A 17242-nucleotide genomic window follows, 5' to 3' on the forward strand; every position below is an offset into this window, starting at 1 on the left:
CTAAAATCCAAAATCTAAAATCCAAAATCTAAAATCCAAAATCTAAAATCCAAAATCTAAAATCCAAAATCTAAAATCTCTTGTGGCACATTTTAAAATTCCGCACTACAATGGAATATATAAACCACACGGGGCTTTAACGGTTTCGACGTGGTGGCGAAAGCTGCTCTATGATTCAGGTCGAGAGTGAGTCGTCTCTCGAAAATCAAAGGCTCAAAAAAATAGATGCAAACAACATCGTACCTTTTGCTCGTAAGCAAGCTGTCGTAGCTGCCTAATAACCTCTAACTGGTTCGAGCGCTTCTAGTCTGACTCCGTTAAGGGCTAGAGGCAACCCCCAACGGATGCGCTAGCAGTGTTCTCTGGTTGGCTGTTAGCTAAGACTTAATCAGAGCATCCTACCGTTCGGGATAAAGAACGTTCCCCGCCCTGAGGGTAAAAAGGGCTAAACCTGTGAATGAGTGGGGGGTCAATACCCATTGCGGACATGGGTTCAACTCCCATAAGCTCCATAAGTAATCTAAAAGCGTACCTATCAGTTGATAAGTTTTACTGATAGGTACGCTTTTCAGATACAAAAATCAAATACCATCTCCATGAGTAAATCAGAAGTTCTTGTTATTTGTGAAAATCCAGACTGTAGCAAAGAATTTCTCAAGCGATTAGCTGAGGTTAACAGAAGTGCAAAATTAGGAAGACAGCATTTTTGTTCCAAGTCATGTTATGGAAAATTTAAAGGTTTAATTAATTTTGGCGATAGGTTAAATAAGGATACCTCTTATTTACGCAATATCATCAGAAGGGATGCTTTTTCTCCCTACAGGTATCACTTAAAAGTTATGAAAAAGTCTTCTAAGCATAGAAAGCAAGAGTGTGCGATCGCATTAGAAGACTTAAAATTTTTGTGGGAAAAGCAAAAAGGAATTTGCCCTTACACTGGTTGGGAACTAGTTCTTCTACCTAGCACGAATGATTATGAGAATAGTCGTTTAACAATTTACAGAGCAAGCGTGGATCGTATTGATTCTACTCAAGGCTATTATTTGGACAATATCCAGTTTGTAGCTGTCATTGCTAATTTTGCTAAAAATGCTTTTTTGGAAGAAGATTTAATCAATTTTTGTACCGACGTTTATAAAAATAAAAACACAACAGTTGCAAATTCGGTCGGACAGATAGCAGGCAATATTTCAGATAATTTATTTTTCAGCGATCGCAGAGATAAATACTCACCTTTTCGGCAACATTTGAAATTGGCGAGAAGACGAGTCAAAACTCACGGACGGGAATGTACTATTACACTGGAATATCTCAAGGAACTTTGGGAAAAGCAAGATGGAAGATGCCCATATACTGGTTGGCAATTACAAAATCTTGAGACAACTGCTCATTGGGATACTCATAAGCTACATCCTAGAACTGCTAGTTTAGACAGAATAGATTCCTCAGTTGGTTACATACCAGGAAATGTTCAATTTGTTAGCGTAATGGCTAATTTTGCGAAGAGAGATTTTCAAGAAGAAGAACTTTTAGAGTTTTGTAAGTCTGTAGTTAACTACAGACAATTAGAGGGTGTTTGAAAGATATAGCAATCCCAAATCATTCATGAAAACTTTTAAGCAATACTGCGTAGGTTTTGCATAAAAATACGAAATTACTATTTCCCAAAACTTTTGAACCGCAGAGGCGCTGAGGGCGCAGAGGAAAAAGAAGAGGAATTGCTGCCTGAATCAAAATTTTATGAGTCACCTTGACAGGGCTAGCACTGCCTACCATATAAGATTTTTATGTGGCATAGCCCTACCTACGTAATATTTCAAAAATCAAATAGGAATCTTATACAACGGTTGTAAAATTGATGCTTTTCGTTACAAAATATATTGATTCAAGATAAGCTTTCTAACAACTCCTACATAAAATCAATTTGAAAAAAAGCAAATATCTGATATAATCTAGAAGCTAACAAAAGACCATGAGTAACAATTTCTTAGTAAGAGTTAATGCCAGAAAATAGTTTCTTTGGCTACAAAAACTATTTAAAAGAAAATAAAATCTTTAACAACTTTACAAAAAGAATTATGAGCACAATAAGAGCAGAAACGACGACTGATGATTCGTGCTCGGAGAGAATTAATGGTTGCGCTCGCAGAGAACGCCCAAAAAAGGCTAACTATACAAACTGTTGAAATAGCTCCTAATACAACTGCCATTCGCTGTCTCGACTGGGATCGCGATCGCTTTGACATTGAATTTGGATTGCAAAATGGTACGACTTATAACTCGTACCTGATTAAAGGTGACAGGATAGCATTAGTTGATACCGCTCATACCAAATTTCGCGAACAGTATTTAAATACACTCAAAAGCCTTGTTAACCCGAAGGCAATTGATTACATCATTGTCAGCCATACAGAACCAGATCACAGTGGCTTGGTGGAAGATGTGCTTCAATTAGCACCAAGAGCAACTGTTCTAGCATCAAAAGTTGCCCTGCAATTTTTGGACAACCTAGTACAAAACAGATTTACACTATCAAGTAAATTTTTTAGTGGAATGGGTATTTGGCATTTGTTCGTCGCACAGCCCAATAACAGAAAGAAAGGGCGATAATAGTAGCAGCCAGAGCCAGTAGTTCTGATTCTGAAATTTTTTGAAAATCAAGAATGATAATTTTGCGAGCTACGGCAATTAAGGAAGTGATAATAACCATCTCAATTTGAATAACATGGCTCTTGAGATAGGATGTGATATTCTGAGTAATTTCTAGCGCAATCAAAATATTTAAAAATAGCCCGAAAACTTTCAATAATGTACTAGAAAAGCTACCAAGAGTTGGCTTAAGCATCTCTTTGGTTAAAACAACACCTAAGTCTAATATTGCAAAGAGAACAACTCCTATCATTGCTAAAGAGAGAACCTTAGCAAAAAAATCTTCTACTTTATCTAAAAAAATCATGAAATCGTCATTCAGACGATTATCAACTAAAGGTGTAAATAATTTTCGTAGTAATCGCATTGTTGTGTTTAATTATAAAGAATAGTTATGTGGGTAAGTAGAAACAGGAATCGCAAGAGCTTTTGTCTGAACTTTATTAAGTTCTCGCACTAAACGTTGAGCTTGTAACTTATAAAGAGCAATCGGCAATACTGTAGGCAAATTATTCATTACTTCTGCTGCAACATCTAGACCACATCCAGAAATTCTGGCAATAGTTCTTGCACCATCAAATACAGCATCTTTGGTTAAAGCTCTATCAATTTGAACTTGCCAAAGCCGAGGAAATATATCACCGCGTTCGAGTCGTTGCAAACTGTGAATGGTTTGTAAAACAACTAAACGATCGCCCTCTTGAAGTTGAATATCATCAGAAGGCATTAACTCAGCAGAAAATTGAGTGGATTTGTGGTAGAGAATTGGCATCATACTATAGCCATAGGCAACTTCCGCCAAGAGTAATCCACATAATGGGTCATCCGACTGAATATTGTACTCTGCCACCAAGACAGTCTGGTCGTGAAGTCGAAATAGATTCAGGATATTTTCACCAAATGCCGCTGCAGTAAAAGCTTCTGCTGCTAGAGAGTATACGCACAAAACCTCAGCATCTGGCAAGATTTGGGCGAGATTCTTACTGAAACGAGGATCGAAAGTGCGAATGACCAAACTGCTTTCTGGATTGGTGGTATGAGCCATCAAACTCATTTCTAAGTTTGCTATTTCGTCATCCGTTGTCACAACAATGCTTTTAGCAGTTGCAAGATTCACTTTGGTAAATGCATTTGTGAAGTCATCAATTGCGAGAGGCATCTGTGGTAGGACATTTGGTTCTAGTGTTGTATGGCTGACTCCAACTAAAGGCTGTTGGAGTTGCATTAACAAAGTAGCAACTTGCCGTCCTAGATTTCCTAACCCAATTAAGATAACATGGTCTTCTTGGGGAATTGGCGGACGCTTATTGACTAATTGAAACTTTGCTGCTAGTAAACTCTCCGTTAATAGAGCATATAAAACAGCAATTGAGGCAGTACCTGCCAGCATATAACCCCAGTTCATCAACCGCATCCATAATGGGATGGTGTCAGACGAGTTAAGAGCACCAAACACGGTATCGTAAGAACCCAGTAGCATTACACCTGTTACATACAAAGCCCTTAGCCAGCTCTCCTGTAGGTAAGTAGCTTTTAAAACAATTGTGCCAAGAGCCAGTAAACCCAGTAAGGCAATACCAACAATTATGGCAACTCGTTTAGTTTGCTGTTGAGCCGTTGCTTGCCACCATCTCATGAGAATTTGTTGCCAACTATGACCAAAGAAATGCTCTGTAATTTCCTGCCACAACTGTTTGAAGTTACGTTTTGTTTTTGTTTGTAAAAAACCAGTGACTGATGCTCTAGATACATCATCTATTCTCTGTGACTCTATGTAAGTCACTATGTCTCCCGATCGAATTGTGGCATCTGTCTCCCATTGATACAAATCTGTGGGTTGTTCTCTGGTGTCAGAAACATGACTGAGAACGCGACGATGCCGATTGTTCAATTCATAGACAAGACGGCGATCGCACCAACGATGATTGGGAGTAACTTGACACTTAACCACACGGAGCAAATGTTCGTTCAGTTCGATTAATCCTTGAATTTCACTCCCCAAAGCAGCGATCGCAAATGCAGAGGCTGTGATTTGGGTTGCTTCCAAAGCCGTAAAATTACCCAAGCTCCGATCTAAAAGTTCATTGAGATTTTGTTTGGAAGAGCGTATAACTATGCGAACGTGTTGATTTAGTACTCTAACAGCAAAAGCCGTGTCTATATTCACACGCTCATCACTGGTCACTATCAAGACAGCTTGACACTGTTGAATCTTTGCTTTTGCCAGAACATCTGGTTGTCGGCAATCACCAAGTGCTAGTTCTTCTAATAAATCTGGTACATTGTTCACTTCCCAAATGCTGGGTAAAGCAATATCGATTGCAGTGACACTTACACCAAATTCTTTGAGTTTAGCAACACAATATTGACCCAAACTTCCCAATCCACAGATTAAGAAGTAGGATCGTGGAGTTTCTGTTTGGTCAAAAGTCATTGGTCATTAGTCAATAGTCATTTGTCATTAGCAATTAGCAATTAGCAATTAGCAATTAGCCATTAGCAATTAGCCATTAGCCATTAGCAATACTCCCCACTCCCTACTCCTTAGTTCCTATTTTTCTTGAAGCCCTTTTTGTCCTACACCGATGACAGAACCTTTTCCTCCTAGCAAAGAACCAGTAATGCCGTTGTTAAATCGGGAACTAGCTGCTTGTAGGGTGATGTTAGGTAACGGTACATAACCAACTTGTAATACCAAGTTGGCATTCTCCGGTGCTAAATAGAAGTTAGTAAAGGCTTTAACTTCTGGACGAGTGGCTGACGCTTTCTTCACATAGATAAAAATTGGACGAGAAAGCGGTTGATAGCTGGAATCTGCTACTGTTTGAGGGCTGGGCTGTACGCAACCATAACCATTGTCGATACTAGCTAGCTTGAGCTTATCTCTATTTGTCTTATAGTAGGCATAGCCAAAAAAGCCAATTCCATTCGGATCTTGAGAAACTCCTTGAACTAGAGCATCGTCATTTTCACTCTTGGTGTAATCACTTCGACTTTTCCCTTCTTGACCAACAACCGCCAAGGTGAAATAATCGTAGGTTCCAGAGTCACTGCCAGGACCAAATAACTTTAATGGTTGATTGGGGAAGCTAGAACGGATTTGATTCCAATTATTGACTTTGCCTTCAGATCCAGGCTCCCACATCTTTTTCAGTTCGCTCACTTTGAGACACTGAACGAAGTCATTTTTTGGGTTAACGACAACAGAGAGACTATCAAAAGCTACTGGTAATTCGATGTATTCTATGTTGTTTGTTTGACAAAGCTTGACTTCTTCTTCATTAATCGGGCGAGAAGCATCTGTAATGTCAGTTTCCCCTGCACAGAATTTCTTGAAACCTCCACCAGTACCAGAAAAGGCTACATCAATTTTCACGCCAGAGTTAGCTTTTTGAAACTCTTGTGCCATGACTTTAGAAACAGGAAACACAGTACTAGAACCATCTATCTTTATAGTGCCTGACAAATTTGTTGTGCTAGTGGAACTGACATTTTCTGCCTGCTGTACGGCTTCTGGAAAACTAGCAGTTGTATCATCAGCCTGGTTGTTGCTGCAAGCAGATGCTCCCAACAAGAGAGTAGCTACACAACTGACAAATGCAATACGAGTATTTTGAACAAACATCCTCTTTTCAACCTGTCTAAAAAATAGGGAAATGGGTAATGGGCATGGAGCATTTATCTGGCGGGTTGTACTGTTTCTGGACTTAATATGCGATCGTTACTGGTGTCTGGAACTAATTTTTCCAGTAACCGAGCGATGGTTGGCAGAAATATGATGACTACAACTACACCAATGAGGTTAAAGATGATCTGAGCATTAGCAACTTGGCGACCGACACCTGCTCCACCCGAAATCGCTAAAACTAGTTGTACTAATAACGGAGCGAAGATAATGCCTAAGATAGCACTCACCAAGTTAAACAGAAAATGGAATAATCCTGTCCTTAACGCTGAGCGACCGCGCCCTACAGTAGCTAATAGGGTGTCAGCACAAGTACCAACTTCAGCACCCAACATGATGGCAACACCTGCGGGAAGTGAAATCAAACCAGAGCTTGCCAGGGTGATAACGATCGCCACTGTAGCAGAAGAAGATTGAATAATCACCGTAAAAATTGCCCCAATAACTGCACCAAGCAGTGGATTTTTTCCTAGGGTTTGCATCAAGTCGATGAAAGGCTGATAGTTTCTGAACGGTTTCATGGCTTCATCGATCGCTTCCAGACCATAAAACATTAAGCCAAAACCTAGCAAAATAATCCCAAGATTTTTCTGTACTTTTGTCTTACCGACGAACAGTACTAACATTCCTGCAAACATCAGTAGTGGTACGTAATGCTTGATATCGAGGGAGATGATTTGCGCCCCCACTGCTGTGCCAATATTGGAACCCAGAACAACACCGAGAGACTGTACAAATGTCAGTACTCCAGCACTGACCATGGCAATGACCATGATGATAGTTACAGAAGAAGATTCCAGTACGGTTGTAGCAACAGCTCCGGTTAGAACTCCAGCAAAGCGATTAGTCGTACATTTGCTCAAGAAACCTTTCATACGGTCTGTACCGATTTCCTCCAATCCTTCAGAGAGGCGGGTTACACCGTAGATAAATAGTACCAAACCTGCTAAAGCACCCATTGCCATAGCAAAGAAGTTTATGACTTTTGATTTCCCTTCGCTTTTGGATGCTCCACTAGATGCATAAGCAGCTTGAGCAATATCAAATTTGATAGCTGGTTGAACATCTAGAGGCTTTGCTGTCTGTATACTGGTGTTAACTTCTACTATTGGTACACTGGATGACTGTTCGGGAGTTAATAAAGCAGGATAAATAATGACAGTCATTACGAAAAAACCAATACTCAACCATTCAAGCAATTTTCTATTGCATTTTGCGATAGAGAACATTGTCGCTCCTTCTCAATGTGAGTTTTAGTGCTATACAGACGCGTATTATGATGTGAGCTATATATGTTGCATAGATTTAAATAAATCTATGCAGATTTTATCACCACAACTTACAATATTTATTTTCTTTTTTCTTAAAAACTTTATTGTATTTAATAACTAAAAAATAAACTCTTGATAATCAAAATTTAACTTTTATAAAAATTATTATGATAGGTTGTGAAAGATTTTAAGAGGATGTTCAACACAAATAAAGAGAGCGCAATGCGAACTACAAGAAATCAAAGCTTATGCCTGTAGTATTGCTCTCTTACTTGTAGTTGAGTCATCGAATAAGAGTCTCACATAATCAATATAGTTTAAAAAATAAATTGATTTTTAAAAATCAATTTATATTACTAGTATGATTTTTTGCTTAGAATATACATAGTAATTATATTACATTTTAGAATGCTGATGACCAAAAGGAGTTTCAGAAAAGTTTTGTATTTGGATTGCAGAGAACATTTTTGGAGAAAGCGATCGCTCTTCATGCTACAGCACGTCTTTTGACAAATGCTTATTTTTGAATTGCAATCAATAATTGGATATTATGCAAAGTACTGATGAAAGAGTTGAGTCGATCGCTGAAATGATTGTACGTTTAGTATGTGAATATGAAGCTCGACAAGCAGCCATCGAAGCAAAAAAAGTACAAATATCTACCACTTCACGACTTTCTCCTCATTCACAATTACGCAAGTGATGTACTTTTATTTCCTAAATGGCTCGGATAAAATTCCAAGAATTTCTTCAAGTTGTGCGATGAAGTATTCTGTCCTGTCAATTCTGATGGTTTGTGCTTCGAGAGTTAAAAACTTCCACAACGTACCAGTTGAGACTGCTCCATATATTGTTGTTGATTGTCCTTTGCGATCGTTAAATATTTGAGCAGCTACCATTTCAGCGACACATTGTCCTAAACCCAACTTAATGTCATTATCTTTAGCTCCAACGACTGTCATAACTGGAGCGGTAATTAACAACTGATTGTCTGAAGCGGTCAAAATAAAATCACAGACACCATTGAGTCCTCTACTTTCATCTACATTAAATGAATTTCCTGAAAAATAACCAATTTTGTTTGGAAACATTCTTCTGACTTCCAGAAGAATCGGAGTGATAATTAATTCAGATCTTGCCTTTTCCGTACTGATATTAGTAGCTAGCTCTAGGGTTTCTTCCAGAGCTTCTTTTAATCGTTGAGATGCTTGAACTGGAGGAACTCGAGCAAATAGGTTATGGCTTTCCTCAAGAGTTAGGTTCAAGTCGTTAATTGCTTTATCAAGAGTTTTAAAATCACTGTATGACATCGTAATTTTTTGAAAGCTTTTAACATTATATTTTCTAAGATTTATCAATAATTATAATAATACATAAATGTAGAGACGCGCCATGGCAAGTCTCTAGGTGATTTGGCGCGTCTCTATGTTATTTGTGGTAATGTATGTGATTATGTACAATTAGCAGTTACTTAGGATGGGAAGGGGAGCAATACGCAGCATTTGTATTACATGAAAATACCTGCTCCAGGAAATAGCTCGCCCTCGACAATTGGTGGTACCAAAAAAATCGCAGCTGCACGTATGCTTAAGAACCTATTCATACCAGGAAGTTGGTTTTTGGGGTCACCACCAAAATTTGTACTGCCAAGCCAAGTTTCTTGCGTGAGCATTCTCAGCACTCGTTCGGGGGTATCTTGAAAACTCACAAAGTTCAACCCTGCGCGAAAGCCAGGAGCGCTATCAATGGGTTCAAGGAACTCGTAGCCTTGGCGGAAAATGCGGAGTGAATTGCGATCGCTCACTGGTGTCAGGTGATGGTTTGCTCTTTGGACATGACTTTGCTGTAAAATTATGTCATTCACAGTTTCCGGTTCAAAGAAAGCTTCGTTGCCAGGGCTTATAACATCCGTTCTTCCCGTGACTGGACAGCCCGTTTTGATGACTGGATTACCTTCACTATCAAGGGACATCAAAGGACAACCAGTTAATTTATCTCTACCTACCAATAGCTCTTGTTGTTGACGATTGAGCTTTTGCCAAACTGTCAACTCAATTGCAATCCTAAGGAAGACTAAATAAGTACCGCCTTCAATCCATTGTTCAAGAGGCGGACGAGGTTTAATTGCGATCGCGCTCTGGCGTTCGGAGCTTTTCATGTTAGAGATACCGTCATGAAAATCAATCCAGCTACGCCCATCATCGCGTTGAAACCCACTGTAAAAGCCAGTCAAAAGTAATGGAGCAGCACCTGTAGCAAGATCGCTCATATTTTGCAATGCTTTCCACGTCTCCACAACTGCACGATTTACCGCCAGTTGCGTTTGTGCAATAAACTGCACTGCAATTTCCTCAGTAGCGGGATTTGCTTTCACATCATCTGCATACCGCAAACCCGAACCAATCAGTAGTGGACCCCCTCCGGTTGGCAAGGGTGAGCGAAAAGTGCCAAACTCCTTAATCTGACTGGGTACTTGGCGTTGAATACCAGGGAGTTTAAAGACATTTGCACCGTAGCCAACAAGAACCGTTAGATCGCCTGCAGGAAGGGGCTGTCCTGGCAAATCCGTTATCTCGCCATTTTTCAACCCCTGATACATCTGCCAAAGCTTGCCAAATGCTTCTCCCACCTGGCGAGCATCCAAACCCGGTAAAGCGCGTAAAAATAAAATGTTAAAAAAGTTACCCGGTCTTACCCCTGGAGCATGATAAATTCCTTCTTGCAATTTGTCTGCCACACTCTTTAACTCCTAAATCCCATTGTTCGCGGTGCTACTCGTACAATTTGTTGCGTGTTGTCAAACTCTTGCTTGAGAGACTGTATAGTTTGACAAACGTCAGCTTCTTGGCATTCGATAGGAGCGTCGCTTGTACTGAGAATGACATACTCATCTTCTGCAATTGGAGTCGGTTGCCCAATAACGACCAGAGGTCCTACTTCCATCTGTTGTACCACTTGAAACCCACCTGTTAGCGGTTCTTCATTGCCACCAATAGCCACCGTAATATCATCTAAAAACGCTGGCTCGTCATCACCAGGACCAAATTCCAAGCGTTGACACATTTCTTCTGTTGCACCTCTGCTCAAACGCACCCATGAATCTGGAATGGGTTCCCCCTTAAACAAAAATACATTTTTTGTGAACGAACGAATATACATTCCTAACGGGTTGGCAAACGCAACTGTATGTCCGTTAAAAGCACCTCCCAAGGCACCCATTGCTGCATTTGGGTCTGCATGACGACACGCCAAATGCTCCACACCAAATTCACGGAAAAGTTGTTCCCGTGTTGCTTGTACTGGATTGCTAGGAGTCCCACTGGCATAAGGCTTGGCACCAAACATTACGATGTAAAGCAGGTCGTCAAGCCCGTTAATCGGATGGGTCATAAATAAAGCGTTGTCAGTGTTTAACTTACCAGTTGGTTGGCTCGGAACGCCTGCGACAATCAGCTCGTTATCATTACCATGACCTGCAACCAGTGTCGAGAAAGCAATTGAGCGCTGCTGTTCAGTTAACGCAAGTGGGTCGCTGACGCCGTAAAGGTCTTCCCAAGTTGGCTCAAAGCCCAGTACACTTTGTGCCATTGCACGCACAGCTAAAGGGTCATGCGTAGCAACAGATACCCAATACTCGCGCAATTCAGTTGTGACTTGGACTCGTTTTGGTCGCATCCGACCTGTAGCATCTGCTTTCTCAATAATTCGATATTCGCAGTACTCATTATGCAAGACGTGTCTTCCTCGAACACCCCAATCAGATAACTGCCGCGCCACTTCTGCACCAAGACAAAAGTTAGGTTCTGCTGGATCGCCAAACCACTTAATTGGTGCAGGAATGGGGTTAGTCAAGGTGCTGGGGTCAAGGGTAAAAAAGCGACTGCCAAAATCGGGCTGTAAATTCGCATAAGCAGCTTGAATTGCTTCATTCCATTTCTGAACTAAGTCAGCACTCAGTTGGTCAACACGACCTGGAACGTCATAAACCATAACTCGTTGCTCCTTTTTTCATTTAATTAGGACTCAAGCATTGACAAAAGTTGTCTTGTGTGTATACAAGATTTTCCAGAACAGGAGTAAAGCTTGGAGAGCTTTCCTGGTTGTATCTTTAATAGGTGTAGGTGTAAGCAAAATTCACTTATGCACTCTTGGGGCTTTGCGTTCCAGAACTCCTACACCTAAATAGCAGACGTATAAATAAAATTGTGGTACCAATTGAATTTAAGAATTTAAAGGTCATTATAAAATCAATCTTAAATCGCCAAATGTGTAGGTTGGGTTGAGGAACGAAACCGAATGGCACTAAGATAAGCCCAAAGTCTTGTATTGTCTCGTTCCCAGCCTCCAGGCTGGGAATGCATTCCGAGAGGCTATGCCTCTAGTCAAGCCCAAGGAGGCGGAGCCTCCCAGCATGGGTTCCCAGCCTCCAGGCTGGGAACCAGGTGGGGTAAGGGTTGTGTCTTAACTTAGTGCCATTCGGAACGAAACCCAACAATAAGGGTTACAGCAAATTTCAACCTGGTGAGGTACAAAAATTACCCCCCTCTGTCCCCCCTTACAAAGGGGAAATGAAAGGGGGGTGTACCTCATGAGACTGAGAAAGGCTATAAATGTCATTGGTGACAATTTCAGGTCATGATGCATTTGTCAATCTATCAAGAGAATGAGAATCCGCAAAAAAAACGCGATAGAAAACATCATGTTTAGATTGGCGATCGCTAACATCTTTGTACTTATACCAATTCTCTATGAAGCTGCACATTATTTTTACCCCTCCCAGCCTCCCCTTGGTAAGGGGAGGTGCCGTAGGCGGTGGGGTTCTTTGTATGCATCTTCATATGAAAACGGTATTATGATTTATATTTGTTCTGAAACCTGAGTACAAAGTCACAAATGGTTCAATGTTGGGTTGAGGAACGAAACCCAATTTACACGCTTGTTATGGTTCAATGTTGGGTTTCGTTCCTCAACCCAACCTACACGCTTGTTAATGTTTTTTGTTGTCATCTTATAATGAAATGAGCACCGGAAAAGCCTGGATATTGGGAGACTTTTTCATGACGGGGACGAATAAAGACAAACAACTGTCAAGAATTGTTTTAAAAGGCTTCAAATCTATTGCAAGGTGCGACTTGGAACTTTCTAGAGTTAACGTTTTGATTGGCGCTAATGGTGCGGGTAAATCTAATTTTATCGGGTTCTTTCGGATGATTCAGCAGTTGCTCGATCGCAACCTGCAAGTTTTTGTCAGCCGCCTGGGTAGTCCGGATGCATTATTGCATTTTGGACGCAAAACAACGGAACAACTGGAGTTTCAGCTATACTTCGGCAATAATGGCTACTTCGCCACCTTAGAACCAACGCAAGATAATCGTCTGATGTTTGCGAAAGAGTCTTTCTGGTGGAATATGAGTGGTGAGCGTGAAATAGGTAGGGGACATTTCGAGACACAAGCTTTCGTTGGTACAAGAACAGGAATTGACGAGTCCGTTGTGTCAGCTATGCAACAGTGGCGGGTTTATCATTTTCATGACACTAGTGACAGCGCTTATGTAAAACAGCTACATGGTATCAATGACAACGCTTACCTGCGGAGTGATGCACGTAACTTACCATCCTTCCTGTATCTGTTGCGCGATCGCTACCCAGCCTCTTATCAAAAAATTGTCAAAACTATCCGGCTTGTTGCACCGTTTTTTGGAGACTTTTACCTGCGTCCCTCGCCGCAAAACAAGGAGTTTATCGAGTTGGAATGGTTTGAGCGAGGTCAGGATATTCCGTTCAAGGCACATCTGCTTTCAGATGGTACATTGCGCTTCATGTGTCTGGCAACCGTTTTCCTGCAACCTGAAGAGCTTCAGCCTGAGACAATTCTAGTTGATGAGCCAGAACTGGGTCTTCATCCCTACGCTATTACCGTCTTGGCATCATTAATACGGACTACCTCCAAACAAGTGATTGTGTCAACCCAGTCGGTGGAACTGCTGAATGAATTTGATGCAAATGATGTCATTGTAGTAGACCGTGATGAAGGGAAATCATCACTTCGTAGGCTGAATCGGTACGAGTTGGAGGAATGGCTTGAGGACTGTAGCCTGGGTGAGCTTTGGAAGAAGAACGTTGTTAGGGGGAGACCTTCACGATGATCCGGGTAAATATTTTCGTAGAAGGGCAAACTGAGGAAACTTTTGTTAATCAATGGTTGCTACGTCTTGAGGCATAATTTCATAACGAACCATTATGTTTTTGCGATCGCTACTCCAACATTTCTTTGATATTGATATGGTGTTTCCCAGTCTGCTGAGTTACAAATGTATCAGCGTCCATCCGCTACAGGCTGCGGTTAGTTCTGTCTACAGATGAGGTTATTGTAAAATGGATAATTCACTAACCTATGCTAAAATATTGACACAAGTGTTGCGGAAGGCATCAACTGCACAGCCTAGGTTACAAAATATCCAAATTCGCTCAGTGTGTGATGCTGAGTCTGGTCAATTTCTTATCATTGCGACGGGTTGGAATAAGAATACTTGGTTGAACACAATGTTGTTTCATGCTCGACTGGGAGACGGCAAGGTTGTTATTGAGGATGATAATTTTGAGGAGGGACTGACTGAAGCGTTAATTGCTGCAGGAATTGCAGCAGAGGATATCGTGACAGGGCTTTTCCAAGAACAGCAGCATCTAAGTTTATGTCCTTAAAAAATTGAAACTACTTTTTTTTAATCTGCTTCACCAATAACCACAAAAGCAATCTCATCTCTGACATGAGTTTGAGATTCGCTTCTATATATAAAGCACAATCTGCCACTATTAAACTATCTAATTGGATTTGTTTTTTGTACTCAACGGCAATTTCTCCAAAGTATGAAGAATCCACATTTCCAGATGCACTTGAACTTCAACCCTTTATTGAAGAAAATTTAGCTCGCTCTTTGGCAGTTGACGTATCCACCCTAATCAAACAAAGGAAAAGTTTGAGTGTAACCAGACCCAAAATTTGTCAGGGTCTGGTTACATTAACCCCGATTTGTTCTTGGTTGCTTACGGTAAAATCTATCGCAACACGGGTGCAATGAGACCAGGCACTCACGCAACCGTTTGAGGCAGCCGTTGCACGGTTACTGCGTGACCCCATAGAGTAGAAATGACGCCTTGCGTTGTCTGCACCTTACCACTCGTCCAAAAATGCTCACTACCAGGTATCAGATCTACATTTAATAGATTCTGCGCTGCAAGTACCCGCGACAGCTGACGCGTGACAGCCACGCCCGTATCGATTATGGTCACACCAGGTCCCACTACATCGTCAATAAGTGGACGGAGGAAGGGATAATGCGTGCAGCCTAGCACAAGCGTATCTGCGCCAGCCGCCAACAGTGGTGCCGTATACTGCTCAATCAATACACGCGTCATCGGACTGGTGAGGTCACCAGCCTCGACTTGCGTAACAAGGTGCGGACACGCTTGTGTCAGGATCGTGACCCTTGCTCCAAACAGTTTTCGCAATGATTCAAACTGAGCACTCGCGGACGTCGCAGCAGTTGCAAGTACACCCACGATCCCCGTTTTAGTCACCGCTACTGCTGGCTTCACAGCAGGCTCTACCGCAATAATAGGTACGGAAAACGTTGCGCGGAGGTTTGCCACTGCGGCAACAGTTGCAGTGTTGCAAGCAATCACCAGTGCCTTTGCACCCTGCACAAGCAGAAAACGGGTAAGCTCCAGCGCACGCTGTTGGAGATACTCTGGCGTTTTGGTGCCATATGGAACGTGACCGGAGTCTGCTATATAGCACAAGTGTTCGTGGGGTAGCTCCGTGCGAATAGCACGTAACACCGACAAGCCACCTACCCCAGAGTCAAAAACGCCAATTGGTGCGGAAGGGTTCATACACATAGTGCGACGCTTAACTGTTCCAAGCGCTTGCGATTATATCCTATCTAATAGCTATAATCAAAGCTAAAAGCAAACGAGATTAGATTTTCCTATGGCTGTACCAACAGAAATTCGTCACAGAGCGAGCGCTTTACTCGAAGAATTACCAGGAGAATCTTTAGTAAAGGCTGTTGAATTTTTGGAAACCCTTTCTCACGAGGCGCTACAGGTATCGAAATCACCAAAGCCCTCACCTGATGAAGCCGCTTTGCTTCAAATTATTCAACGCCGTCTGTCTTCTAAAGAACAAGATAGATTGGCTTACCTGCGTCAGCAAAACGATATGGGCGTCATTACAGACACAGAGCACCAAGAGCTACTCATGTACGTTGAACGCGTCGAACAACAAGATGCTGAACGTGCAGAAGCATTGATACAACTGGCTCCACTTCGTCAAGTTGATTTGAAAGTGTTGATTAAAGAGCTCTTACCCACACATAGCAATGTAGCCTAATGTCAGTTAGAAGCGAATTCTCACTCAACAGCGTAAGGAGTAAATTGACGTTTAAATGGTGAGTAAAAACCAATAACAATGTCGGAGGAAGGTACACCTAACTCAACTAACCTCTCGCCAACAAGTTCTTCTGTACCATTGTATTGAACCCATATCTTTTCATTTTGAATATCAAAATGCATCACAGGACCAAATACCCGTTTCTCACCTTGCCAACCTACATAAGCTAATTGGTAGTGGTTGTTTTCATTGTCAAAGATAAGCTGTGACTTTACAGTATCGGTGTCAGAGCTATTTTGTGCGTGCTCGGTTAAAATTTGTTTTATAATTTGACGATAGCGTTCTATTTTATCCATTGCCGTATCTCCTCCTGTTTGGGTTCGTAAGTGACTAACTTCACTTGATGGCGTTGAAGCGCTCTCTGGACAAAAGGGAGTTGGAAAAAGTCTAAGTATGTTTCTTGTGGAACAGCTAAATAAACAATTCTGTCTGGTTCATTTTCCTCCAATGCTTGGCGGTAATTAAGGTATTGTCCAAGTGCGGTGTGAAATTCATTAATATCAGAACCTGCTATAAAACTTTTAATTTCAACTGCTATTTTTTCTTTATCACGTTCTGCAGCAATTGCATTGTCTGCTGCTAAATCTATTTGTACTTTAATAACTTCGCTAATACGAATCGTCAACGGATCGTGAGTGATTTTCCAACCATCTTTAATTAAAGCATTTTTCACCTGTTGATGAAAAATATCTTTAGCCATTTCTCAAAACCTCTCATAACAACCATTCTCAAATTCTTTTATTTTTTAAAATAAATTGAATCAGAAATATTCAGTAAAACTCAAGTACCTAAAAACAAATAACTTTGTCGTATCAGTGATGATATTAGTATTAGGCATTTTCTACATCAGATAAAAGTTCTTCTTCTGTTAAATCAATCATTGGAACTCCATAATGATGTAAATTGAGCAAAAAAGAAACTCTATCCATGCCTGCTAATTGTGCTGCAACGCCAGAAGAAATGCGTTTCATTTCAAATAGCTTAGCTGCCATTACCATTTTTGCTTCTTGCTCAAACTGTTCTCGCGTCTGTTGTAAGGCATCTGGTAAAGTTTCTGGATAGTCGATTCTGAGTTGCAAGGACATATTTTTTCATCTAATTCATTCTAAAAATTCACCTAACTGTAAGAGGATGTTTGAAAAGTCATGATTGATGTATTAAATATTTTTTAACCCACCCTAACCC

General features: G+C 41.0%; 17 protein-coding genes, 1 other RNA gene and 1 pseudogene. 7 read left to right on the plus strand and 12 right to left on the minus strand.

Going from position 1 to position 17242, the window contains the following annotated elements:
• Positions 1–130: 130 nt before the first annotated feature.
• The 3 genes and pseudogenes from ssrA to F7734_RS55280 all read left to right on the plus strand — a co-directional run.
• Positions 131–515: a transfer-messenger RNA gene (gene ssrA / locus F7734_RS55270) on the plus strand.
• Between the two features lie 81 nt (positions 516–596).
• Entirely contained in the window at positions 597–1580 is a 984-nt protein-coding gene (locus tag F7734_RS55275; RefSeq protein ID WP_155752685.1) for a hypothetical protein, read from the plus strand.
• A 553-nt stretch (positions 1581–2133) separates the two neighbouring features.
• Positions 2134–2514: pseudogene (locus tag F7734_RS55280) on the plus strand (MBL fold metallo-hydrolase); the annotation flags it as partial.
• A gap of 31 nt (positions 2515–2545) precedes the next feature.
• On the opposite strand, the gene F7734_RS55285 reads toward F7734_RS55280, so the two are convergent.
• From F7734_RS55285 to F7734_RS55300, 4 genes are all read right to left on the minus strand, one after another.
• Complete coding sequence (locus F7734_RS55285) at positions 2546–3016, minus strand: phosphate-starvation-inducible PsiE family protein (protein WP_155752686.1); 471 nt, start codon at positions 3014–3016, stop codon at positions 2546–2548.
• Between the two features lie 12 nt (positions 3017–3028).
• Positions 3029–5083: a potassium channel protein gene (locus tag F7734_RS55290; protein ID WP_155752687.1), complete on the minus strand. Its 2055-nt coding sequence runs from the start codon at positions 5081–5083 to the stop codon at positions 3029–3031.
• Positions 5084–5200: 117 nt separating this feature from the next.
• Positions 5201–6274 (minus strand): PstS family phosphate ABC transporter substrate-binding protein, encoded by a 1074-nt coding sequence (locus F7734_RS55295; RefSeq protein WP_155752688.1) that lies wholly within the window; start codon positions 6272–6274, stop codon positions 5201–5203.
• Positions 6275–6327: 53 nt separating this feature from the next.
• On the minus strand, positions 6328–7500 hold the full coding sequence (locus tag F7734_RS55300; RefSeq protein ID WP_243147592.1) for a Na/Pi symporter: 1173 nt from the start codon (positions 7498–7500) through the stop codon (positions 6328–6330).
• A 655-nt stretch (positions 7501–8155) separates the two neighbouring features.
• On the opposite strand from F7734_RS55300, the gene F7734_RS55305 reads away from it, so the two are divergent.
• On the plus strand, positions 8156–8308 hold the full coding sequence (locus F7734_RS55305) for a hypothetical protein (protein WP_155752690.1): 153 nt from the start codon (positions 8156–8158) through the stop codon (positions 8306–8308).
• Positions 8309–8315: 7 nt separating this feature from the next.
• Here the strand turns inward: F7734_RS55305 and F7734_RS55310 are convergent, their stop codons facing one another.
• The 3 genes from F7734_RS55310 to F7734_RS55320 form a co-directional block, all read right to left on the minus strand.
• Complete coding sequence (locus F7734_RS55310) at positions 8316–8915, minus strand: hypothetical protein (RefSeq protein ID WP_155752691.1); 600 nt, start codon at positions 8913–8915, stop codon at positions 8316–8318.
• Positions 8916–9112: 197 nt separating this feature from the next.
• Complete coding sequence (locus tag F7734_RS66570) at positions 9113–10342, minus strand: Dyp-type peroxidase domain-containing protein (RefSeq protein ID WP_166482761.1); 1230 nt, start codon at positions 10340–10342, stop codon at positions 9113–9115.
• A 5-nt stretch (positions 10343–10347) separates the two neighbouring features.
• Positions 10348–11595 (minus strand): hypothetical protein, encoded by a 1248-nt coding sequence (locus tag F7734_RS55320; RefSeq protein WP_155752692.1) that lies wholly within the window; start codon positions 11593–11595, stop codon positions 10348–10350.
• A 1067-nt stretch (positions 11596–12662) separates the two neighbouring features.
• Between F7734_RS55320 and F7734_RS55325 the strand changes: the two genes are divergently transcribed.
• Both F7734_RS55325 and F7734_RS55330 read left to right on the plus strand, forming a co-directional pair.
• Complete coding sequence (locus F7734_RS55325; protein ID WP_155752693.1) at positions 12663–13751, plus strand: AAA family ATPase; 1089 nt, start codon at positions 12663–12665, stop codon at positions 13749–13751.
• Between the two features lie 229 nt (positions 13752–13980).
• Complete coding sequence (locus F7734_RS55330) at positions 13981–14307, plus strand: element excision factor XisI family protein (protein ID WP_155752694.1); 327 nt, start codon at positions 13981–13983, stop codon at positions 14305–14307.
• A gap of 10 nt (positions 14308–14317) precedes the next feature.
• Here F7734_RS55330 and F7734_RS55335 read toward each other — a convergent pair whose 3' ends face one another.
• Together F7734_RS55335 and murI are read right to left on the minus strand one after the other, a co-directional pair.
• The gene (locus F7734_RS55335) at positions 14318–14485 is read right to left on the minus strand and encodes a hypothetical protein (protein ID WP_155752695.1); all 168 of its coding nucleotides are present in this window, start codon (positions 14483–14485) and stop codon (positions 14318–14320) included.
• A gap of 209 nt (positions 14486–14694) precedes the next feature.
• Positions 14695–15504 carry a glutamate racemase gene (gene murI / locus F7734_RS55340; protein WP_243147593.1) on the minus strand — a complete coding sequence of 270 codons (810 nt, stop codon included), beginning with the start codon at positions 15502–15504 and terminating at the stop codon, positions 14695–14697.
• Positions 15505–15595: 91 nt separating this feature from the next.
• Between murI and F7734_RS55345 the strand changes: the two genes are divergently transcribed.
• A complete protein-coding gene (locus F7734_RS55345; protein WP_155752696.1) occupies positions 15596–15997 on the plus strand; it encodes a hypothetical protein in 402 nt (133 codons plus the stop codon).
• Between the two features lie 20 nt (positions 15998–16017).
• On the opposite strand, the gene F7734_RS55350 is transcribed toward F7734_RS55345, so the two are convergent.
• The 3 genes from F7734_RS55350 to F7734_RS55360 form a co-directional block, all read right to left on the minus strand.
• Entirely contained in the window at positions 16018–16353 is a 336-nt protein-coding gene (locus tag F7734_RS55350; protein WP_155752697.1) for a XisI protein, read from the minus strand.
• Entirely contained in the window at positions 16341–16757 is a 417-nt protein-coding gene (locus F7734_RS55355) for a XisH family protein (protein WP_155752698.1), read from the minus strand. The genes F7734_RS55350 and F7734_RS55355 overlap by 13 nt, the downstream gene beginning before the upstream one ends.
• Positions 16758–16887: 130 nt before the next feature.
• Positions 16888–17142: a UPF0175 family protein gene (locus F7734_RS55360; protein WP_155752699.1), complete on the minus strand. Its 255-nt coding sequence runs from the start codon at positions 17140–17142 to the stop codon at positions 16888–16890.
• Positions 17143–17242 lie beyond the last annotated feature (100 nt).

It is taken from the genome of Scytonema sp. UIC 10036 (assembly GCF_009725235.1).